Origin of the sequence: Paractinoplanes tereljensis, assembly GCF_016862435.1 — a bacterium.
GTDB lineage: Bacteria > Actinomycetota > Actinomycetes > Mycobacteriales > Micromonosporaceae > Actinoplanes > Actinoplanes tereljensis.
The window spans coordinates 248,765-270,041 of record NZ_BOMY01000013.1 but is presented as its reverse complement, the minus strand read 5'-3'; the positions used below and the strand labels follow the sequence as shown (position 1 = coordinate 270,041).

General features: G+C 69.5%; 18 protein-coding genes. 11 read left to right on the top strand and 7 right to left on the bottom strand.

Translation table 11 applies throughout. The annotated features are described in order from the left end of the window. Positions 1-16: 16 nt before the first annotated feature. The 3 genes from Ate02nite_RS10495 (at position 17) to Ate02nite_RS10485 (ending at position 3,183) form a co-directional block, all read left to right on the top strand. Positions 17-970, top strand: a complete 954-nt coding sequence (locus Ate02nite_RS10495) for an NUDIX hydrolase (protein WP_203802869.1) — start codon at positions 17-19, stop codon at positions 968-970. Between the two features lie 167 nt (positions 971-1,137). Continuing rightward, on the top strand, positions 1,138-2,034 hold the full coding sequence (locus Ate02nite_RS10490; RefSeq protein WP_203802866.1) for an NUDIX hydrolase: 897 nt from the start codon (positions 1,138-1,140) through the stop codon (positions 2,032-2,034). Positions 2,035-2,415: 381 nt separating this feature from the next. Further along, positions 2,416-3,183 carry a CDP-alcohol phosphatidyltransferase family protein gene (locus Ate02nite_RS10485; protein ID WP_438871185.1) on the top strand — a complete coding sequence of 256 codons (768 nt, stop codon included), beginning with the start codon at positions 2,416-2,418 and terminating at the stop codon, positions 3,181-3,183. Positions 3,184-3,229: 46 nt separating this feature from the next. On the opposite strand, the gene Ate02nite_RS10480 is transcribed toward Ate02nite_RS10485, so the two are convergent. From Ate02nite_RS10480 to Ate02nite_RS10470, 3 genes are read right to left on the bottom strand one after another with little or no spacing between them, the layout of a single operon-like run. After that, positions 3,230-4,474, bottom strand: a complete 1,245-nt coding sequence (locus tag Ate02nite_RS10480; RefSeq protein WP_203802860.1) for a phosphatidylserine decarboxylase — start codon at positions 4,472-4,474, stop codon at positions 3,230-3,232. A 60-nt stretch (positions 4,475-4,534) separates the two neighbouring features. Next, on the bottom strand, positions 4,535-4,873 hold the full coding sequence (locus tag Ate02nite_RS10475; RefSeq protein ID WP_203802852.1) for a phage holin family protein: 339 nt from the start codon (positions 4,871-4,873) through the stop codon (positions 4,535-4,537). Next, the gene (locus Ate02nite_RS10470; protein ID WP_203802849.1) at positions 4,870-6,249 is read right to left on the bottom strand and encodes a PspC domain-containing protein; all 1,380 of its coding nucleotides are present in this window, start codon (positions 6,247-6,249) and stop codon (positions 4,870-4,872) included. The genes Ate02nite_RS10475 and Ate02nite_RS10470 overlap by 4 nt, the downstream gene beginning before the upstream one ends. A 153-nt stretch (positions 6,250-6,402) precedes the next feature. Between Ate02nite_RS10470 and Ate02nite_RS10465 the strand changes: the two genes are divergently transcribed. From Ate02nite_RS10465 to Ate02nite_RS10435, 7 genes are all read left to right on the top strand, one after another. Further along, entirely contained in the window at positions 6,403-7,662 is a 1,260-nt protein-coding gene (locus Ate02nite_RS10465) for a PspC domain-containing protein (RefSeq protein WP_438871184.1), read from the top strand. Then, entirely contained in the window at positions 7,659-8,315 is a 657-nt protein-coding gene (locus Ate02nite_RS10460; protein WP_203802846.1) for a response regulator, read from the top strand. The genes Ate02nite_RS10465 and Ate02nite_RS10460 overlap by 4 nt, the downstream gene beginning before the upstream one ends. A gap of 213 nt (positions 8,316-8,528) precedes the next feature. After that, positions 8,529-10,163 (top strand): peptide ABC transporter substrate-binding protein, encoded by a 1,635-nt coding sequence (locus tag Ate02nite_RS10455; protein WP_239147278.1) that lies wholly within the window; start codon positions 8,529-8,531, stop codon positions 10,161-10,163. An 80-nt stretch (positions 10,164-10,243) separates the two neighbouring features. Beyond that, entirely contained in the window at positions 10,244-11,170 is a 927-nt protein-coding gene (locus tag Ate02nite_RS10450; RefSeq protein WP_203802843.1) for an ABC transporter permease, read from the top strand. Then, positions 11,163-12,032, top strand: a complete 870-nt coding sequence (locus tag Ate02nite_RS10445) for an ABC transporter permease (protein ID WP_203802840.1) — start codon at positions 11,163-11,165, stop codon at positions 12,030-12,032. Before Ate02nite_RS10450 ends, Ate02nite_RS10445 begins: the two co-directional genes overlap by 8 nt. Positions 12,033-12,038: 6 nt before the next feature. Further along, a complete protein-coding gene (locus Ate02nite_RS10440; protein WP_203802837.1) occupies positions 12,039-13,052 on the top strand; it encodes an ABC transporter ATP-binding protein in 1,014 nt (337 codons plus the stop codon). Position 13,053: 1 nt separating this feature from the next. Next, positions 13,054-14,061 carry an ABC transporter ATP-binding protein gene (locus Ate02nite_RS10435; RefSeq protein ID WP_203803419.1) on the top strand — a complete coding sequence of 336 codons (1,008 nt, stop codon included), beginning with the start codon at positions 13,054-13,056 and terminating at the stop codon, positions 14,059-14,061. Between the two features lie 87 nt (positions 14,062-14,148). On the opposite strand, the gene Ate02nite_RS10430 is transcribed toward Ate02nite_RS10435, so the two are convergent. From Ate02nite_RS10430 to Ate02nite_RS10420, 3 genes are all read right to left on the bottom strand, one after another. Then, positions 14,149-14,439, bottom strand: a complete 291-nt coding sequence (locus tag Ate02nite_RS10430) for a chorismate mutase (protein WP_203802835.1) — start codon at positions 14,437-14,439, stop codon at positions 14,149-14,151. Positions 14,440-14,763: 324 nt separating this feature from the next. Next, positions 14,764-16,605, bottom strand: coding sequence for a bifunctional metallophosphatase/5'-nucleotidase (locus Ate02nite_RS10425; protein WP_203802832.1), 1,842 nt, complete (start codon positions 16,603-16,605; stop codon positions 14,764-14,766). 111 nt (positions 16,606-16,716) lie between these two features. Further along, positions 16,717-17,916, bottom strand: a complete 1,200-nt coding sequence (locus Ate02nite_RS10420) for a hypothetical protein (RefSeq protein WP_203802829.1) — start codon at positions 17,914-17,916, stop codon at positions 16,717-16,719. Between the two features lie 128 nt (positions 17,917-18,044). Here Ate02nite_RS10420 and pcrA point away from each other — a divergent pair, with 128 nt between their 5' ends. Then, positions 18,045-20,459, top strand: coding sequence for a DNA helicase PcrA (gene pcrA / locus Ate02nite_RS10415; protein WP_203802825.1), 2,415 nt, complete (start codon positions 18,045-18,047; stop codon positions 20,457-20,459). On the opposite strand, the gene Ate02nite_RS48680 is transcribed toward pcrA, so the two are convergent. Continuing rightward, on the bottom strand, positions 20,456-21,220 hold the full coding sequence (locus Ate02nite_RS48680; RefSeq protein ID WP_239147276.1) for a M23 family metallopeptidase: 765 nt from the start codon (positions 21,218-21,220) through the stop codon (positions 20,456-20,458). The genes pcrA and Ate02nite_RS48680 overlap by 4 nt on opposite strands. Between the last annotated feature and the right edge of the window lie 57 nt (positions 21,221-21,277).

The window sequence follows — 21,277 nt, the reverse complement described above, 5'->3', positions numbered from 1 at the left end:
GGCAGAATTGCCGCCCGTGACCCCCGCACTGGAACCACTTCGGCGAATCGCCGCGTATGCCGTCGCTACCGACGACGACGGCCGTGTGCTGCTCGTCCGAGCCTCGAGCCGCTCCGGTACCCCCGGCGTCTGGTCGCTCCCCGGCGGCGCAGTCGATCATGGTGAAGATCCCAACCACACGGTCGTCCGCGAAACCGCGGCCGAGACCGGCCTCAGCGTCGCCGTGACCGGCCTGCACGACGTGCTGGCCGACATGCGGTCGCTGCCGCACCGTGGCGTCACCATCCACACCGACCGCCTGATCTACTCCGTGTCGATACGCGGCGGCAACCTCATCGATCGGGTCGGCCACCCCACCGACCTCGCCCGATGGCACACCCTCGAAGAGGCCGAGAGGCTGAAGATCCGCCCGTTCGCGGCGGCCGCCCTCGGCCTGAGCGCGGCCTCGCCCGACCTGCGGCCGGACGTGGCACCCACGTTCCCGTCCTTCTACGCGTACGCGGGTCCGGATGGCCTGCACCGCGCGCAGCGCTTCGCGGCGTACGCGATCGCCACCGACGCCGACCAGACCAGCCTGCTGCTGACCCGGATCGCCAAGGGCTACCCGGGCGAGGGCTGCTGGCACCTGCCGGGCGGCGGCACCGACTACGGCGAGCAGCCGGGCACCGCACTGATCCGCGAGCTGGTCGAGGAGACCGGCCAGGCCGGGCGGCTGATCGAGCTGCTCGGGGTGGCCAGCCACCGCGACGCGGCCTCGCTCGGCCCCGAGGGCTACCCGATCGACTGGCACGGCGTGCGGGCCTTCTACCGGGTGATCGTGGACGACCCGACCGAGGTTCAGGTCAAGGACGTCGGCGGCTCGACCTCCGACGCGCTCTGGATGCCGATGGAGGACGTGCGCCGGCTGGCTGAGTCCGAACTCACCGAGGTGACCGCCGAAGCCCTCCAGAAGGCGCGGCTAACCAGCTAGGGCATGTCCGCCGATCACGCGTGGCTGCGGCGTGGCCCAGACGGCGCCTGACGGCGTCCGCGAAGCGCCCGAATACAACACCGGTATGCGGCCGCTTCGCGGCCGACGCCAGCCACCGCCTGGACCTCGCCTCGCTCTCGCGTGACCGGCGGACATACCCTAGACAAGTGAAGATCAGACGGGTCGGGGCGTACGGGGTGTGCCGCGACGAGTCCGGGCGAGTGCTGCTCGCCCGGAACTCGGATCGCAGCGAGTTCCCCGGCCTCTGGACGCTGCCCGGTGGCGGCGTCGAGCAGGGTGAGCATCCCGATGACGCCGTGGTCCGGGAGTTTTTTGAGGAGACCGGTCTGTCTGTTCGGCTGGACGGGCTCCGGGCGGTGGTGTCGGACGTGTTCCGGCTGTCCGGCGGCGACCTCGAGCACACCGACCGGATCATCTACGAGGTGTCCGTCACGGGCGGCTCGCTGACCGCCGAGGCCGACGGCACGACCGACCTGGTCGAGTGGGTCGACCCGGCCTCGGTGCCGTTGATGCCGTTCACCGCCGTACAGATCGGTCTGTCTACCGAATTTCCTGATTCTTCCGACAAAACTGACGAAGAGCTGGCGAAGCCGGTGCGGGTGCAGCGCTTCGGGGCGTACGCGGCGGCCACCGACCCGGACGGCCGGATCCTGCTCGCCCGGATCGCCGAGGGATATCCCGGAGCCGGCCTCTGGCATCTGGCCGGCGGCGGCACCGACCATGGCGAGACCCCGGAACAGGCCCTGGCCCGGGAGCTCATCGAGGAGACCTCGCAACACGGCCGGGTCACCGGCCTGCTGGGCGTCTCGCACCGCTACGACGCGACGGCCCTCGGACCGGAAGGGGTGCCGATCGACTGGCACGTCATCCGGGTGCTGTTCAGGGTTCACGTCGACGTGCCGACTGGACCGGTAGTGACCGAGGCGGCCGGCGGATCCACCGCCGAAGCGGGCTGGTTCACCCGGGCCGAGGTGGATCGACTCCCGCTGACCGAGTTGGCCCGCGAAGCCGTAGACCGAATCGACAGTGAACGGGCGCGTTAAAATCGTCACATGGGACGTCCGTCCCGTCGGCCCGCTCGTAACAAAGACCGCTCTGTTAAGGCACCGTTCGATCTCTCGCCAAGGTCGTCCGGCTGTGCAATGGTGTAACCCCCGCTCATCCAAGTGACGCGTGTGCGGCGGGCTACGGGGCCACGACCCACCGCAACTGTGCAGGTGGGCATACCGATCCCATGGAGGAGACACGTGCCGAGAACCCCTTGGCGCCGGCGTCGTACGACGGATAGTCCCCGTCCCGCCGGTCGTCGTTGGGCAGGCCGTTTGCGCCGCAGTGGCACCATCGCCCGGCAAGCATTGCTGGTGCGGGTGGGCCGTCGCGGCGGCGAGTCCGGGCGGGCAGCCACCGCCACCCGGGCCGAGGTGATCTACACGGGGCACGAGCTCGCGCCCCGTCCGGTGATCACCAGCCACGTCACCACCTCCCCGGCCCCGGCCGCCGAGGAGACCTCGCTGCTTCCCGGTGAGCAGACCGCCGCCCGCCGGATGCGCTTCGCGCTGGTCAACTCGTGCACCCTGGCCAGCCTGAGCCTCGGCCTGCTGGCGATCTTCCTGGCCATGGCGGGCGACGTCCGCACCGCGGCCGCCTGCCTGGTCGCCTGCGTCGCGTTCGACGGCATCGACGGCGCGCTGGCCCGCAAGCTCGGCGTCTCCAGCCCGTTCGGCGCGCAGATGGACTCGCTCGCCGACATGTGCTCGTTCGGCCTGGCCGCCCCCGTGGTGGTCTACGCCTCGCTGGCCCACACCGTGCCGACCCCGGCCGCGGCCATCGCCTGCGTGCTGGTGGCCGGCTGCGCCGCGATCCGGCTGGCCCGCTTCAACGTCTCGCCCAAGGACGGCAAGTTCTTCTGCGGTGTGCCCACCACCATGGCCGCCGCGGTGCTGGCCGTGACCGTGCTGATCGGCCTGCCGGTGCCCGGCATGGCGCTGCTGGCCGGGGTGGCACTGCTGGCGTTCGCGATGGTCTCCAGCTTCCCGTACGCGAAACTGGCCCGCCTGCTCCGCATGCCCCCGTGGCTGTGGCTGCTGCCGGTGGTCGGTGCCCTGGTCGACCCGCGCCTCACGTTCGCCGTGATCGTGGTGGCCTACCTGCTGAGCGGTCCGGTGCTCTGGGCCCGCGCCAAGCGCGCCTGATCCAGTAAGAAGGCCCGCCCCCGACGTCGGGGGCGGGCCTTTTTGTTTACAGCCAGCGAGCGATCACCGAGGAACCGCCGACGACCTTCTCGTCGACCGCCACCAGCGACTCGGCCTTGTCGGCCGGCAGGTAGACGTCGGTACGCGAGCCGAAGCGGATCAGGCCCATCCGCTCGCCGCGCGCGACCAGCGTGCCGACCGGCACCCGCTGCACGATCCGGCGGGCGATCAGGCCGGTGCGCTGGGCCACCACGACCGTGCCGTGCTCGGTGTCCAGCACCGTGTAGGCCGCCACGTTGTGCTCGGCCGCCGCGGTCATCGCGTTCGCGTAACCGCCGTCCTCGACGAAGTAGTCGGCCACCCGGCCGGCCACCGGCACCCGGTTGACGTGCACGTCGAGCACCGACAGGAACACCGCGATCCGCAGGAACTCGCCTGGCCCGAACCGCTCGTCGGTCATCCGCTCGATCGACAGCACCCGGCCGTCGGCCGAGGCCACGATCGCGGCCGGGTCGGTCGGCACGTCCCGCTCGGGGTCGCGGAAGAACGCCGCCACCGGCGCCGCGGCCAGCGCCGGGAGCAGCCACAGCTTCGACTTCGGCCGGGTGGTGCGAGCCAGCGCCGCCAGCCCGAGCGCGATGCCGGCCGCGGCCACGCCGTTGGAGTCGATGTGCATGCTCCGGGTGACCGGCACGCTTGACGTCTTGTAGGCCGGGGCGAGGGTCGCCGCCACCCGGGGATCGGCCGGGGTGAACCGCAGCCGGTGCACGCGGACCGGCGGCGAGTTGCGCACCACCAGGTCGGAGCCGACCCCGAAGAGCGCGCCCTGCCGGAACAGCTCGGCGGCGGCACCGCCGGTGCGGCCGGGCACGGCCGGGGTGGCGAGCGTGACCACGGCGCCGTCGGTCAGGTATTTGGCGAGGCGGTCGAGCTGGGCCCGGACCTCCTGCGCGGTGCCGGTCACCGGCTCGCCCACGATCACCACGTCGGCGGGCTGCGCCTCGTCGAGGGCGTCCACCACCTTCACCCGATCGGCGATCCAGCTGCCCAGCCCGGCGATGTGGTCGCGGAGCAGTTCGGCGGTGCTGCGCTCGCCGGCCACCAGGGTGAGGGTGTCGCCGGGCAGGAGTGCCTCGACCGCGGCCGCCACCACCAGCGACGAGTGGTCGGCACCGACGACCAGCGCGGACGTGGCCGAGTTGTGCCGCGCGAACTCGGCCGTGAGCGCACGGGCGGCCGTGCTGCCGATGCCGACGATGGGAGCCTTGGACACGGCGGGGTACGGGGTCATGGCCCGAGCATATTGCGCCGCCCGTGAGCGGGCTGCTCACGGGCGGCGGGTTCGACTCGTTCAGGTCTCGGGGTGCTCCTTGCGGAAGCGGTCGGCCGGGTCGTCCAGCAACTCCTGGACGATCTTGGCGTGCAGTTCCGGCGGCAGGTCGCCCGGAACCTCGGGCTGGACCGCCGGCTGCGCGACCGTGGCGGCGACCGGGACCGGAGCCGGGGTGCGGCCGGAGCGGATGGCGCCGAGCAGGCCGATCACGCCGAAGGCGATCAGACCGCCGGCCACCAGCCAGCCGACCGCCGGCAGGTGGATGGTCATCATCCGGGACAGCGCCCACCAGAGCGCGATCAGTAGGAAGATCAGGCCGAAGCTCAGGGAGACCCCATCGGTGCGGTGCGGCTTCATCGGAGCACCTCCACGTTGCCCGTGTCCATCTGCAGGTCGAGTTTGAGGGTGCCGCCGCCGGTGCCGTCGGTGCCCAGGTCGGTCACCGACTTGGTGGTGTCGGCCCGGTCGCCGGTGAACTCCTGTCCGAAGAGCACCGCCCGGCCGCCGTCGAGCTGAACGTCGGCGACGGTGTCCACGGTCGGCGGGAGCAGCACCCGCATCTGGCCCACCTTCATGGTCATCGTGATGCTCTGGGTCTGCCCGGTGAAGTCGACGTCGCGCAGGTCGAGGGTGGCGCTGCCGGCCGTGAAGTCATAACGGTCGGCGACCGCGGCGATGGTCTGCGGGCGATAGACGCTCTTGCCCACCTCGCCGCCCCAACGTTCGACGCCGTTGGAGATGAACAGGCCGATCGAGGTGAGGATGGCCAGCGCGATCAGCCCGCGGGCCCGGCCGAACCAGGCCCCGACGATCAGGCCGAGCGCGATCGTGATCAGGGCGGCCGCGAAGTAGGCGGAGACCGCGATGCTGGCCCCGGCCATGCCGATCGCCGCCATCGTGCCGAGCACCATGAGCACCGCGAAGAACGTGAGCCGGCCCAGCTTGGACCGCTCGCGCGGTGGTTTCGGAGGTTTCGGCGGTCGCGGCACCTGCAGCGGGACTCCCTGGTGCGTCCCCGTCCCGGCCCACGGGCCGTGCGGAGCGAACGGCGGGCGATAACCGCTGGGTGGCGGCGAGAACGGCGGCCTCGGCGGCAGCTTCTCGGTCACCGGTTCCGCGGCCGGGCCGGGCGCGGCCGGCGGCGCACCGAAACTGGCCGGAGCGTACGCCGCAACGGGCTCCCCCGGCGCCGACGGGAAGCCGACCGGCGGCTCGGTGGGCGGCGGGGCCGACGGAAACGTCGTGCCGTTACTCCGTTTGATCAGCAGGACCGCGCCCAGGATGACGGCCGCCGCGAGCAGGCTGGCCCGCATGCCGTCGTGCACGATGAAGCCGAACGAGATCACCGCGGCCGCGCCGAGCAGCACCACCGACAGCGGGGCCATGCCGGAGCGGCCCTTGCCGAGCAGCGACTCGATCGGCGACGCGGTGTCGCCCTCGGCCGGGATGATCAGCCAGCCGATCAGGTAGAGCAGGACGCCGACGCCGCTCAGGATGCCGAGCACGGCGACGAGCACCCGCCACAGCACCGGGTCGGTGTTGGTGGCCCGGGCCAGCGCCACACAGACACCGGCGACATAGCGGCCCTGGCGAGGACGGACGAGATGGTCCCGGGAGAAGAACGGCCCGGTGGGCGGGATCTCCTCGGTCGCCGGCCCCGCCGACGGCGAAGCCGAGGCGGAATCCGACGACGAAGCGGACGTAGGCGGGGTGGACGGGTCTTCGTCGTTCATGCCATCGATCCTGTCGTCGAACCGGCCCTAGTCGCTTCCGGCGCCGACCCTGAGGCCACCCTGAGATCCGAGTGGCCCGATACCGGGGGACATTCCCCGTGGCTAGGGGCCGCCGAACGTGTGACGATCGGAGGACCGAACTTAGGAGGAGCCATCAGCACCGCGGTAACCCCACCCACCCGCCGGCTGTACCGGCCACGTGACCACCGGATCGTTGCCGGCGTCGCGGCCGGTCTGGCCGAGCATCTGGGTGTCCCGGTGCTGGCGGTTCGCATCGCGCTCGTCGTACTCCTTGGTTTCAGCGGTCTGGGCCTTCTGCTCTATGCGGCCTTCTGGGCCGTCCTGCCGCAACAGATTCCCACCGGCGAGCCGCCACCGCGACGCGACCTGGCGATGTTGCTGCCGTTCGCGGCGATCGGGCTGGGCGTCGTGCTGCTGCAGGCGCTGGTCTTCAAGGACAGCGTGGCCGGCACGGTGGGCTGGCTGATCGCGGTGGTCGCGGTCGGCGCCGGCATCATCTGGCACCAGTCCGACCCGTCCCGGCGCGGCCACTGGGCCGGCAACCAGCCGCAGACGCCCTGGCTGGCCGCCGTGGTGGCGGAGAGCGACCGCCGGTTCTTCCTGTTCCGGTTCATCGGCGGCGGCGTGCTGGTGGCCACCGGCATCATCGGCGTGGTCGCGGTCTACGCCCCGTCCGGCTCGCTCGGCTCGGTGTTCAACGGCGTGATCTTCGCGCTGGTCGGCCTGCTCGGCGTGGGGGTGGTCGCCGCCCCGCTGCTCTACCGCATGTTCAACCAGCTGCGCACCGAGCGCGAGGGCCGCATCCGGGAGCAGGAGCGGGCCGAGGTGGCCGCCATGATCCACGACCAGGTCCTGCACACGCTGGCCCTGATCCAGCGCAACTCGGCCGACATCAAAGAGGTGCAGCGGCTCGCCCGCGGCCAGGAACGCTCCCTGCGCAACTGGCTCTACAAGCCGACGGCCTCGCCGACCGAGCGTTTCGCGGCGGCCCTCGAGCAGGCGGCGGCCGAGGTGGAGGACACCTACGCGATAAGTGTCGAGACCGTGGTGGTCGGCGACACCGAGTGCGACGACCGGGTCGCGGCGCTTGTCGCGGCGGCCCGCGAGGCCCTGGTCAACGCGGCCCGGCATGCCGGGGTGCAGACCATCTCGCTGTATGCCGAGGTCGAGGCCGACGAATTGAGCGTCTTCGTGCGTGACCGCGGCGCCGGTTTCAATCTCGATGGTGTGGAAGAGTCGCGGCATGGCGTCCGGGGATCGATCATCGGGCGGATGAAACGGCACGGCGGGCGCGCCGAGATCAAGAGCACGCCGGGCGAGGGCACCGAGGTCCGCCTCATGCTCCCGGTCGCCCGGGAGAGCATGACGGCTGGGAAGGAGTCGGCACGATGACCGAGTCAGAGGGCGGCCGTCTCAGGGTTTTCCTGGTTGACGACCACGCGATGTTCCGCGCCGGGGTGCGCTCCGAGTTGGGCGCGCACGTCGAGGTGGTCGGCGAGGCCAGCACGGTGGCCGAGGCGGTCAGCAAGATCGCCACGATCGAGCCCGACGTGGTGCTGCTCGACGTGCACATGCCGGACGGCGGTGGGCGCGCGGTGCTGGACGCGATGCGCCGTTCCCACCCGCAGGTCCGTTTCCTGGCGCTGTCGGTGTCGGACGCCGCCGAAGACGTGATCGGCCTGATTCGGGCGGGTGCGCGGGGCTACGTGACGAAAACCATCTCGCCCGACGAGCTGGCCGCCGCTATCCGGCGGGTGGCCGACGGCGATGCGGTGTTCAGCCCGCGGCTGGCCGGCTTCGTGCTTGACGCGTTCGCCTCCCGGCCCGACGTGCCGGTCGCCGACCCCGAGCTGGACCAGCTCACCAACCGCGAGCGCGAGGTGTTGCGCCTGCTCGCGCGGGGTTACGCGTACAAGGAGATCGCGAAGGAGCTGTTCATCTCGATCAAGACGGTGGAGACCCACGTCTCCAACGTCCTGCGCAAGCTCCAGATGAGCAACCGTTACGAATTGTCACGATGGGCGGCCGACCGGCGGCTTGTCTGACTTATCCGGTGCGGCCCGCTGCGGTGCGTCGTAGATCGCACACCGAGCGGCATATTAGCAGCTCAAGACGCTGTGGACTGGTCGACACGGTAGGCCGTATCCTGGCCGTCGCTAGTATCGGGTTGGTAACGGGACACCGACCTTCGGTATCGCTGTGTCACAGTTGCTCGGACTCACCCACCCCCGTGAGCCGACGAAGGAGGCATCCTCCACATGCGTGGGAATGGCCCATGGAAGATGGCGGCCGGAGCGGCCGCCATCGCCTTGTTAGCGGCCGGTTGCTCCGGCGGCTCATCGGACGACGACGAGACCCTGCCGAACGCCATCAGCATCGGCATCGTCGAGCCGGAATCTCTGATCCCGTCGAACACGACGGAACAGAACGGCTCCTCCGTGCTCGCGTCGCTCTTCTATCCGCTCGTCCGCTTCGACGAGAACAGCAACCCGTACGTGGTGGCCGCCGAGGCGATCACGCACGACAAGGCGAACAAGGTCTGGACGGTCAAGATCCGTTCCGGCTTCACGTTCAGCAACGGTGAGGCGGTCACCGCCGACAACTACATCAACGCCTGGAATTACGGCGCCTACGGGCCGAACGCTCAACTCGCGTCGTACTTCTTCAGCCGGATCGACGGCTACGCGCAGATGCAGTCGGTCGACCCCGACGGCGACGGCCCGGAAAAGGCCGAGGTGCCGAAGGCGAAGAAGCTGACCGGGCTCAAGAAGGTCAACAACACGACCTTCACGGTGACCCTGTCGGCCGGCTTCGCCGGCTGGGAGTCGGTGATGGGCTACGACGCCTTCTACCCGCTGCCCAAGGCCGCGTTCAAGGCGGACGGCGTGCTGGCCGACGGTTTCGGCGACGCCCCGATCGGCAACGGGCCCTTCAAGATCAAGGGCAAGTGGGAGCACGACTCCAAGGTCGTCGTGGAGAAGGTCACCGACTTCAAGGGCACGGTCCCCAAGGTCGACGGCATCACCTGGAAGATCTACCAGGACCTCGGCGCGCAGTACGCCGACCTGGTCGCCGGCAACCTCGACGTCGAGACGAAGATCCCGATCGAGAGCCTGGCCTCCGCCTCCGGTGACCTCGGTGACCGTCTGCAGAAGAGCCCGAGCTCGGCCTTCGCGTTCGTCGGTTTCCCGATCTACGAGAAGGAATACCAGGACAAGAAGGTCCGCATCGCCCTCTCGATGGCGATCAACCGCGAAGAGATGACCGACCAGATCTTCCTGGGCTCGGAGACTCCCGCCACGTCGTTCGTCTCCCCGGTGGTCGCCGGTTACCGGCCGAACACCTGCGGTGAGAACTGCGAGTACAACCCGACCAAGGCCAAGCAGCTGTACGCCGAGGGCAAGGGCCCGGCGGACATCAAGATCTCGTACAACGTCGACGGCGGTCACAAGGCCTGGGTCGACGCGATGTGCAACCAGATCAAGGCGTCGCTCGGGGTCAACTGCAGTGGTTCGCCGGAGCCGAAGCTGTCCGACATGCTGAAGAAGGTGCGCGAGCACAAGTCGGTGGGCATGATCCGGCTGGCCTGGGCGATGGACTACCCGCTCATGGAGAACTACCTGGGCCCGCTCTACACGACCGACGGTTCGTCGAACTACTACGGCTACAGCAACAGCGCGTTCGACAGCCTGGTCCGGGAGGGCTCCGAGGCGGCCACGCCGGCGGCCGCGATCAAGAAGTGGCAGCAGGCCGAGGACATCCTCGCCGACGACATGCCGGTTCTTCCGTTGCGCTTCGGGCAGAACGTCTTCGGTCACTCGGAAAAGGTCACCAGCGTCGAGATGGACCTGTTCCAGAAGGTGGACATATACAAGATCGAGGTGGCCAGCTAGCCTGGCGCCTCGAAACGGTGGTGGCGTCATGGCCGACCCGGCTGTGACGCCACCTTTCTTCGCTCAAAAGGCATCACCGAATGTTCCGCTACATCGTGCGGCGCCTGCTGCAGATGGTCCTCACCTTCTTCGGGGCCACGTTCATCGTGTACGCCCTGATGTTCGCTGTGCAGGACGACCCGATCCAGGCGCTTGTCGGCGAACGACCCATCACCGCGAGCCAGCGTGCCGCTCTGACCGAGCGCTACCACCTCGGCGACAACTTCTTCGCGCAGTACTGGTACTACATGAAGGGCCTGCTCACCGGGGACTTCGGCACGTCGATGACCAACCGCAAGGTCGCCGACATGCTGGCCGACGCCTGGCCGGTCACGCTGCGCCTGTCGCTGATGGCGATCGTCATCGCGGCCACCATCGCGATCCTGGCCGGCGTCGTCTCGGCGATCCGGCGCGGCAGCATCTTCGACAACGCGACCCTGGTCGTGACGCTGATCGTGCTGGCCATGCCGATCGTGGTGATCGCGCCGCTCGCCCAGCTGGTGTTCGGCATCAAGCTGGGCTGGTTCCCGGTCACCGCCGGCAAGGATGCGAGCCTCTGGCAGTTGCTGCTGCCCGCGGGCGTGCTGGCCAGCCTGGTGGTGGCCACCGAGCTGCGGGTGACCAGGGCCTCGGTCGCCGAGAACCTGCGCGCCGACTACGTGCGTACCGCCCGGGCCAAGGGCCTCACCGGAGCGCGAGTGATCGGCGTGCATGTCCTGCGCAATTCGCTCATCCCGGTGATCACCCTGATCGGGGTGGACCTCGGCGCGCTCATGTCGGGAGCCATCGTCACCGAGAAGGTGTTCAACATCCCCGGGGTCGGGTTCAACCTGTTCCGCGGCATCCGCACCGAGGACGGCCCGCTCGTGGTCGGCTTCGTCAGCGTTCTGGTGATCGTCTTCCTGGTCGTGAACCTGATCGTCGACCTGCTGTACGCCGCTCTCGACCCCAGGATCCGTTATGAGTGACACCAAGTCGCGGAGTCTTTCCTCGGACGCCTGGCACGACCTGCGCCGCAACAAGATCTTCTGGATCGCGTCGGTACTGGTCGTGGTGGTCCTGCTGATGGCGGCCTGGCCGTCGCTGTTCACCTCGGCCGACCCGCGCGACTGCGTGCTCAGCCGCAAGCACGCCGGCGCGACCGGCGGCGCCATCTTCGGCTACGACTTCCAGGGCTGCGACGTCTACGCGAAGACGGTCTACGGTGCCCGCTACTCGATCGTGGTGGGCGTCTTCGCCACCCTGATCTCCGGCGTGATCGGGTTGGGGTTCGGTCTCGCGGCCGGCTTCTTCGGCGGCTGGCTCGACGCGGTCCTGTCCCGCTTCATCGACGTCATGCTCGGCATCCCGCTGCTGCTCGGCGCGATCGTGCTGGCCAAGCGGCTCTCCGCCGACCCGGCCAGCAACGGCGTCTTCGCGGTAACGGTGACTCTCGGCCTGCTGGGCTGGACCACCGCGGCCCGGGTGATGCGGTCGTCGGTGATCGCGGCCAAGAACCAGGACTACGTGGCGGCGGCCCGGATGCTCGGTGCCGGCAACAGCCGGCTGCTGTTCCGGCACATCCTGCCCAACTCGATGGCGTCGTTCATCGTGGTGCTGACCATCCTGCTCGGCATCAACATCGCCAGCGAGGCCACCCTGTCGTTCCTCGGCATCGGGCTCAAGGGCGATGCGATCAGCTGGGGCATCGCCATCTCCGACGCCACCGGTTATGTCCGGGTCGCGGCCGGCCCGCTGATCTGGCCGTCGCTGTTCCTGGCCGCCACGGTGCTGGCCTTCATCATGCTCGGCGACGCCGTCCGCGACGCCTTCGATCCGAAGCTGCGGTGACCTGAAGTGACAGACATCAGCGTCGGCCTCGATCCGCGGGCCACCCTGCTGCACGTCGACGACCTGCACGTCGAGTTCCGCACCCGGGACGGCGTGGCCAAGGCCGTCAACGGCGCCAGCTTCTACCTCAACCCGGGGGAGACGCTCGCGATCCTCGGCGAGTCCGGCTGCGGCAAATCGGTCACCGCGCAGGCGGTGATGGGCATCCTCGACTCGCCGCCCGGGCACGTCACCGGCGGCCGGGTGCTCTACCGCGGCGTCGACCTGCTGCAGCTGGCCGAAAAGGATCGCCGGCAGTTCCGCGCCAACCGGATCGCGATGATCTTCCAGGACGCGCTGTCCGCGCTGAACCCGGTCTACACGGTCGGTTTCCAGCTGGCCGAGCTGTTCCGCAAGCACCGCGGCATGTCCCGCGCCGCCGCGAAGGTCAAGGCCATCGAGCTGCTCGACCAGGTGCGGATCCCGGCGGCCAAGGAACGCATCAACGACTATCCGCACCAGTTCTCCGGCGGCATGCGGCAGCGCGTCATGATCGCCATGGCGCTGGCCCTCGACCCCGAGGTGCTGATCGCCGACGAGCCGACCACGGCCCTCGACGTCACCGTCCAGGCCCAGATCATGGGCCTGCTCGCCGAGCTTCAGCACCAGCGCAACATGGGTCTGATCCTGATCACCCACGACATGGGCGTGGTGGCCGACGTCGCGGACCGGATCTCGGTCATGTACGCCGGCAAGATCGTGGAGGAGGCGCCGGTCTACGACATCTACGCGCGCCCGGCCCACCCGTACACGAAGGCGCTCCTGGAATCCATTCCGCGCCTCGATCACAAAGGGCGCGAACTCAACGTGATCCGCGGCCTTCCGCCGTCACTCACCGACATCCCGCAAGGGTGCGCGTTCCACCCGCGCTGCGGTTACGCCCGCGACATCTGCCGGATGGACCAGGAGCCGCCCGCCTACCAGATCGCCGCGCACCGCATCGCCCGCTGCCACTTCATCCGGGAGGTCCTCGGTGTCTGATGTGTCCGACCTGGTGCTGGACGCCCGGGGCCTGGTGAAACACTTCCCGATCACCCAGGGCATCGTCTTCAAGTCGAAGATCGGCGCGGTCCGCGCGGTCGACGGCGTCGACCTTCAGCTACGCCGCGGCGAGACCCTCGGCATCGTCGGCGAATCCGGCTGCGGCAAGTCGACCTTGGCGAAACTGCTGGTCGGGCTGGAGAAGCCGACCTCCGGCGAGATCACCGTGCGCGGCGAGAACATGGTCCGGCTGTCCGGGCCGGCGCTGCGCCGGGCCCGCCGCAACATCCAGATGGTGATGCAGGACCCGTACACGTCGCTCAACCCGCGGATGACGGTCGGTGACATCATCGGCGAGCCCTACGCGATCCACCCCGATGCCGTCCCGCGCTCCGGCCGGGAGCGAGCGGTCCAGGAACTCCTCGACCTGGTCGGCCTCAACCCCGACCACATCAACCGTTACCCGCACCAGTTCTCCGGCGGCCAGCGCCAGCGCATCGGCATCGCCCGGGCCCTGGCCCTGCGCCCCGAGATCATCGTCTGCGACGAGCCGGTGTCGGCCCTGGACGTCTCCATCCAGGCCCAGGTGATCAACCTGCTCGAACGACTGCAGCGCGAGCTGGGCCTCTCCTACATCTTCATCGCCCACGACCTGTCGGTGGTCCGGCACATCTCCGACCGGGTCGCGGTGATGTACCTCGGCAAAATCGTGGAAACCGGCCACCACAAGGCCATCTACGAGCAGCCTACCCACCCGTACACCCAGGCTCTGCTCTCGGCCGTTCCGGTCCCGGACCCGCGCCTGCGCGGCCACCGCGACCACATCGTTCTGGAGGGCGACGTGCCGTCGCCGGCGAATCCGCCGTCGGGTTGTCGCTTCCGCACCCGCTGCTGGAAGGCGCAGCCTTACTGCGCCGACCACGAGCCGCTGCTGCAGGTCCGCCAACGCGCCCCGCACCCCAGCGCTTGCCATTACGCCGAAATCCGGGACGTCCTGCACCGCTATTAAACCCATATAAGTACGCATACCGAACAGAACCGGATGCTCAGTATGCGCTGGTTGCAACACCGGGCCGTCCGCCCGCCCGGCCGGGCGTCAGAGCGGGCCGCGGCCCGCCCGGAGGATCATCAGGGCGATCTGGGTGCCGTCGGGGCCCAGGGCCTCGCGGAAGCGTTCGACGATCTCGCGTTCGCGAGAAAGCACCAGGCGGGTGCCGCCGCTGGCGATGCGGGTCTTGCCGACCGCCTGGGAGATGCGGGCCCGTTCCAGCCACAGGTCGATGAGGGTCTGGTCGATCTCGTCGATGCGCTCGCGCATGGCGCGGATCTCGTCGGCGGCCAAGGGCTCGCCCGCACCGGTCGTCTGGTCCACCACGTCGGCGGTCATCCTCTGCTCCTCGGGTGCTGTCGCCCCGGTCGACCTGGCCCGGGCAGCAACAAGCCCCGGGCTCGGAAGCCCGGGGCTTGAAGTAGGTCTGCGCTCAGCGGCCTACGACAACCGGACTTCCGGTGCCGTAGTAAAAAAATCGTGCCCGCTGAATCACGCGACCGAGTATGCCCCCGTCCGGAACCGCTCCGCAAGGAAACCGCCCGATCCGTGGGACGACCGTCGTGCCCGTCGATCAGGGCAAAGGGCACCGCGCTGGGAAAGCCGCGCTGGGAAAGCGATGGCCCGCCGGAGATCTCCGGCGGGCCATCGTGGTGATGAGCGTCAGGCGATGTTGGTGATCCGCTTGGTGTCGCCCGGCGAGACCGGGGCGGCCGTGAGGTAGGCGACCAGGGCGTCGATGTCGAAGCCCGGGGCGGTGACCCGGCCGGTGCCGGTGGCCAGGACCGAGAAGCCGTCGCCGCCGTTGGCCAGGAAGTCGTTCGTCGTGACCAGGTAGCTGGTGGCGGGGTCGATGGCGACGCCGTTGAGCTTCAGCTCGGTGATCTTCGAGCCGAGCGGGGCCGAGGCGCTCCAGGTGTAGGTCAGGCCGGCCGACACCTGCAGCGTCTTCGAGCTGGTCTGGCCCTTGTAGCCGGACCACTGCTGCTCCAGGACGTCCTTGATCTGGGCGCCGGTGAAGGTCTGGGTGACCACCAGGTTGTTGAACGGCTGGACGGTGAACGCCTCGCCGTAGGTGACCTGGCCGGGCGCCTCGCCGCCGGCCGACGCGCCCGCGACCAGGTCGGCACGGATGCCGCCCGGGTTCATCAGGGCGAGCTGGGCCCCGGCCGACTTGGTGTAGGCCAGCTGGGCGTCGGCGATCACGTCACCGAGCGGAGTTTCGCCGGCCGACGTCGCGGTGCGGGTGATGTCGGCGGTGATCGAGCCGACGATCTTGTTGGCGATCGGCGCGACCGCGGTGCGGTACTTGTCGGCGATCTTCTTGGCGCCCTGGTCGACGGTGTCCGGGTTCTTCAGGAAGACACCGGTCGTCGCGTCCTTCTTCCAGCCGCCGGCGCCGTCCGAGACGCCGTTCTGGACGATCACGTTCTTCGCGGTGATCGCGGCGAACTTGCCGCTGCGCTTGTCGATCGAGTAGTCGATGTCGGTGATCAGCTGGCCGTTGGTGCCGGCGCTGGTCACCACGCTGGTGCTCGACTTGTTGGGCAGCGAGCACGAGTAGAAGCGGTGGGTGTGACCCGAGACGACCAGGCCGATCTCCGGGTTGAGGCCCTTGACGATGTCGACCACCGGGCCGGAGAAGTTGTTGCAGTCGGACACACCCGGGGTCGGCGTGGCCGTGCCCTGCGCGCCGCCCTCGTGCAGCAGCAGCACCTGGGCCTTCACGCCGAACAGCTTGAGCAGGTTGCTCCACTTGTTGGCGGTCTCCACCTCGTCGGTGAAGTGCACGTTCTTGATGCCGGCCGGGTTGACGATGCCGGCCGTGCCCTCGAGCGTCATGCCGATGAAGCCGACCGGAACGCCGCCCACGAACTTGATCTCGATCGGCGGGAGGATCGGCAGGCCGGTCTTGTTGTCGATGGTGTTCGCGGCCAGGTAGGTGAACTTGGCGCCCTTGAAGCCATCGCCGTCCTGGCAGCCGTCGGTCGGGTGGCAGCCGCCGCGCTGGAGGCGGATCAGCTCGGCCACACCCTCGTCGAACTCGTGGTTCCCCACCGAGCTGACCTGCAGGCCGACCTGGTTCATCAGCTCGATCGTCGGCTCGTCGTGGAACGCGGCGCTGACCAGCGGGGTCGCGCCGATCAGGTCACCGGCGCCGACGGTGAGCGTCGAGCGGCCCTCGGCCTTGGCCTCGGCGCGCAGCTTCTTGAGGTACGTCGCCAGGTATTCGACGCCACCGGCCGGGGTGGACGTGCCGGACGCGTTCACGACCGCGCCACTGCCGCTCGGCGGGTCGATCGCGCCGTGGAAGTCGTTGTAGCTGAGGAACTGGCCCTTGACGAGCTTTGTTCCGTGCGGCTGGCCGTACGACACGCTCACCGGCGTGAACTCGGCGGGCGGAGCGGCCTTTTCCGCCTGTTGGGCGATGGGCAGGGCGGCCACGACGGCCAGAGCGAGGGCGGGTGCGGCGAGGTGACGCAGCACTCGGCGACGGCGTTCCATAGTTAAGAAAGCTCCCTGATCAGGGTTAACGGTCAATCAATGTCCGACAGCTTGATCTATCGACGCCGGTGAGCGCTACTACGTTCAGGTGACAACTCTGTTGCCGGTCAGCTATCCGACCTGGTGACTCATCCAATTGATGCAGGTCGTGGTCACATGTCGGAAATCTGTGCCGAACACACTGCGCGAGGCGTCGTCCAGTTCGTCCCCCAGGCGCAGTCGCAACCGGACGAACTCCATCGCGCGCGGCTCACCGAACGCCGTGACCAGGCAGTCCACGGCGAAGTGCCCCTGTGCGTAGAAGGCGGCGACCTCCTTGTCGCCCGCGCCATCCCGGAGCGGGCGGGCGGCCAGCTGGGTCGGCTTGCGCAACGACCGTCGGTTGTAGGTGTCGAAGGCACGCTTGGGCTGGGCCCCGATGTATTCCGCCACACCCTCGACCAGCCACATGTCCTCGTGCCGGGAAGTTACCCCGCCGATCGTGGCAACGTGCCCCAATTCGTGCTGGATCACCTCGCGGAGCGCGGCCTTACCGGGCAGCTTGCTGGGATTGATCACCACGTCGGCGCCGGCCGCGCCCAGCGGTTGCATGTAGCCGACCGCCCAGTCGGTGGCCTTGCCGCCGTACCAGGTGCGCCAGAGCTTGTCGGTGGCGATGAACAGGCGGTACCGGGGCTGGCGGTTGTCGACGTACGCCGCGTACCGGTCGTCGATCGCCGCCGCGCTCTCGGCGATCGCCAGGATCTCCTTCAGCCGGCCCTTCAGCGCCGGCGGGGCGCCCACCGTGACCCGCTTGCCCTGGGCGAAGACCAGGTCACCCTTCTCCCAGGGGGTCGGCTGGAGGTCGCTGAGCCGGGTGGGCCGGCCCTCCCCGACGATCACATTGGACCTGATCGTCAGCCGCTGGGCGATCTTCGGCCGGTCCTTGGGGCAGGCCGCACCGGCGAAGCAGTAGGACAACTCGACCTCGACGACCGGCAGCTTCTGGTCGGTGATCCGGTAGTCCACCCTGGAGACGTGCAGCGCCCGCAGCGAGCGGTAGAGGTTTTGATAGCGCGGCCGCAGCGCCGCCGCCACCGGCTTCAGCCAGCCGTCCCGGTCACCCCTGGCCAGCGCGGCGGCCTGCGCGGCCAGCACCCGCTCGACCTGATCTTCCGGCTTCGGGCTGGGCGCGGCCGCGACGGCCGGAACCACCCGGGTGGGGTCGTCCGGATCGTTGATGAGCACGGACACCGTGATGGCCAGAACCGCGGCCAGAATGAGCCCGCCGATGTGCCGAACCCGGTCGTGCGACCCTGTGACGTCCCGCACCGCACCTCCCCGGCCGGACCGTGTCCGTGCGACGAGTGAAACAGACACTCGTTTCGGTTGCAGCCCCCCGTGCAGAGGATTGGCACGGCGAATTGTTGTCGGGGGGTGGGCCTAGACTTGCCAGCGCGATGCGACCTTCCTCTGAAACCCCCAGTGAGACCCCGGCGCCGGGTCTTTTTGCCATGCCTGCCGTGCGCGAGCGAGAGGCGCCGAAGCGTGCCCCGGCCCAGCGGCTTGATCCCGAGTCGTTGCTGGTCGGGCTCAACGGGCCGCAGCGGGACGCGGTCACCCACGCCGGGTCGCCGCTGCTGATCGTGGCCGGGGCCGGGTCGGGCAAGACCCGGGTGCTGACCCATCGCATCGCCTATCTGCTGGCCGAGCGCAACGTGCATCCGGGCGAGATCATCGCGATCACGTTCACCAACAAGGCCGCCGGTGAGATGAAGGAGCGGGTCGCCCAACTGGTGGGTCCGCGGGCCCGGCTCATGTGGGTGTCGACGTTCCACTCGGCCTGCGTGCGCATCCTGCGGGCCGAGCACGACCACGCCGGGCTGAAGTCGACCTTCTCGATCTACGACGCGGACGACTCGCGGCGGCTCATGACGATGGTGATCCGCGAGCTCGACCTCGACCCGAAGCGCTACACCGCCCGGGGTCTCACGGCCCAGGTGTCCAACCTGAAGAACGAGCTGGTCGAGCCGGAAGATTTCAAGGGCGACGCGAAGGGCCCGAACGAACGGGCGCTCGCCGAGGCGTACGAGTTGTATCAGCGTCGTCTGCGCGAAGCGCATGCCTTGGACTTCGACGACATCATCATGTTGACGGTGCATCTGTTCCAGTCGCACCCGCACGTCGCCGAGGCTTACCGCCGCCGGTTCCGGCACGTGCTCGTCGACGAGTACCAGGACACCAACCACGCGCAATACATGCTGGTGAAGCAGCTGGTGGGGGACCGGGACGGCGAGGTGCCGCCGGGCGAGCTGTGCGTGGTGGGTGACGCCGACCAGTCGATCTACGCGTTCCGGGGCGCCACCATCCGCAACATCCTGGAGTTCGAGCGCGACTACCCGGACGCCCGCACGATCCTGCTCGAGCAGAATTACCGCTCGACCCAGACCATCCTGTCCGCGGCCAACGCGGTGATCGACCGGAACACCTCGCGCAAGCCGAAGCGGCTCTGGAGTGACCAGGGCGCGGGCGAGCAGATCGTCGGCTACGTGGCCGACACCGAGCACGCCGAGGCCGACTGGGTGGCCCGCGAGATCGACCGGCTGCACGACCGGGACGAGATCCGGCCGGGTGACGTGGCCGTCTTCTACCGCACCAACGCGCAGTCCCGGGTGTTCGAGGAGGTGTTCATCCGGGTCGGCCTGCCCTACAAGGTGGTCGGCGGGGTGCGCTTCTACGAGCGCAAGGAGGTCCGCGACGCGCTGGGCTACCTGCGCGCGGTGGTGAACGACGACGACACGGTCAGCATCCGGCGGGTGCTCAACACCCCGAAACGGGGCATCGGCGAGCGGGCCGAGGCGTGCGTCGAGGCGCTGGCGTCGCGCGAGCGCATCTCGTTCGGGCAGGCGCTGCGGCACGCCAAGGACGCGCCGGGCATCGCCGCCCGCTCGGCCAACAGCATCAACGACTTCGTGCAGCTGCTCGACGACCTGCGGGTGATGTCCCTGACCTCCCCGCCGGAAGAGGTGCTGGAGGCGGTGTTGCAGCGCTCCGGGCTGCTCAGCGAGCTGGAGGAGAGCCTCGACCCGCAGGACCAGGGCCGGGTGGAAAACCTGCAGGAACTGGTGAGCGTGGCCCGGGAGTACACCGAACGGGTCGAGGGGCAGGACGAGTCGGCGACGCTCGCCGGTTTCCTCGAGCAGGTGGCGCTGGTCGCCGACGCCGATCAGCTGCCCGACGACGACCCCGACAACCAGGGCGTGGTCACGCTGATGACGCTGCACACGGCGAAGGGCCTGGAGTTCCCGGTGGTGTTCCTGACCGGCCTCGAGGACGGCGTCTTCCCGCACATGCGCGCCCTCGGCGACAACACCGAGCTGGAGGAGGAGCGGCGGCTGGCCTACGTCGGCATCACCCGCGCCCGCCAGCGGCTCTACCTGTCCCGGGCGGTCACCCGGGCCGCGTGGGGCCAGCCGCAGTACAACCCGCCGTCACGGTTCACCGACGAGCTGCCGCCCGAGCTGATCCGCTGGGAGCGCACCGCGGGCAACTACACGTCCTGGTCCGGCACCGGCGGCGGGGTGGGCGGCCGGGCCGGTGGCGACCGGTCGCGCGGCGGCGGTTTCGCCGGGGGCACGCCCAAGGCGCAGCAGCTGGCCAGCCGGCTCGGCATCGACGCCAGCAAGCTGGCCACCGCCAGCGAGTTGCCGCAGGCGCCGAAGGTCTCGGTCGGCGAACGGGTCAACCACCAGCGCTACGGCCTGGGCCGGGTGGTCGCGATCGAGGGGCAGGGGCCGAGCGCCCGAGCCCAGATCGACTTCGGCGACCAGGTGATGTGGCTGATCCTGCGGCACGCCCCGATCGAGAAGATCTAACAGCCGGGGATGTCGACGCCGTGCAGGCGCATCCAGGCGGTCGGTTCCACCGGGTTCTGGTAGAAGCCCTGGTGCACCTCGAAGTGCAGGTGCGGCCCGGTGGAGTGGCCGGTCGAGCCCTCGTTGCCGATCTGCTGACCGGCGGCGACCCGCTGCCCCGGCACCACGGTGATCACCGACAGGTGCCCGTAATGGGTGAGCCAGCCGTCGCCGTGGTCGATCAGGACGGCGTTGCCGTACCCCTGGGCGACGCCGGCCCGCACCACCACGCCGGCGCCGGCCGCGACGATCGGTGATCCGTCCGGGGCGGCCATGTCGACCCCCTCGTGCTGCCGTCCCCAGCGGGGCCCGAAGCACGAGGTGACCTGGGCGGTGGGGTTGGGATTGACCCAGGCGGCGCCGCCGGCGGCGGCTTTTGGCCGGGCTTTTTGTCGTACGCCCTGAGCGCCGGAGCCGGAGATGACGTCCGCACCACGGGCGACCGGCATCTGGCCTCGTCCAGCGCCGCGCTCCCGGAGCACCTCGGGCGGCACCGCGTCGACATCCGCGAGATAGGGGTCGACGGCCGGGGCGGCGACAGGTGCGGGGTCCGGTACCCGATGGTGCCGGGCATTGGCGGCCGCGGCGGTTCCCCCGGCGATGCCGGTGACCAGGGCGGCCCCGAGAACGGCGGTCAGCGCGATGCTGCGCCCACGCGGGCGGACGGCACGGTGCCGGGGTTCACATGGCTTGCGGTGGCGGCCAGCGGCTGGCTGAGGCACGCGCGTGACCCCTCCCGGGCGACAAAAACCGACATAAGGCCTGTCGGCCCGTTTGCG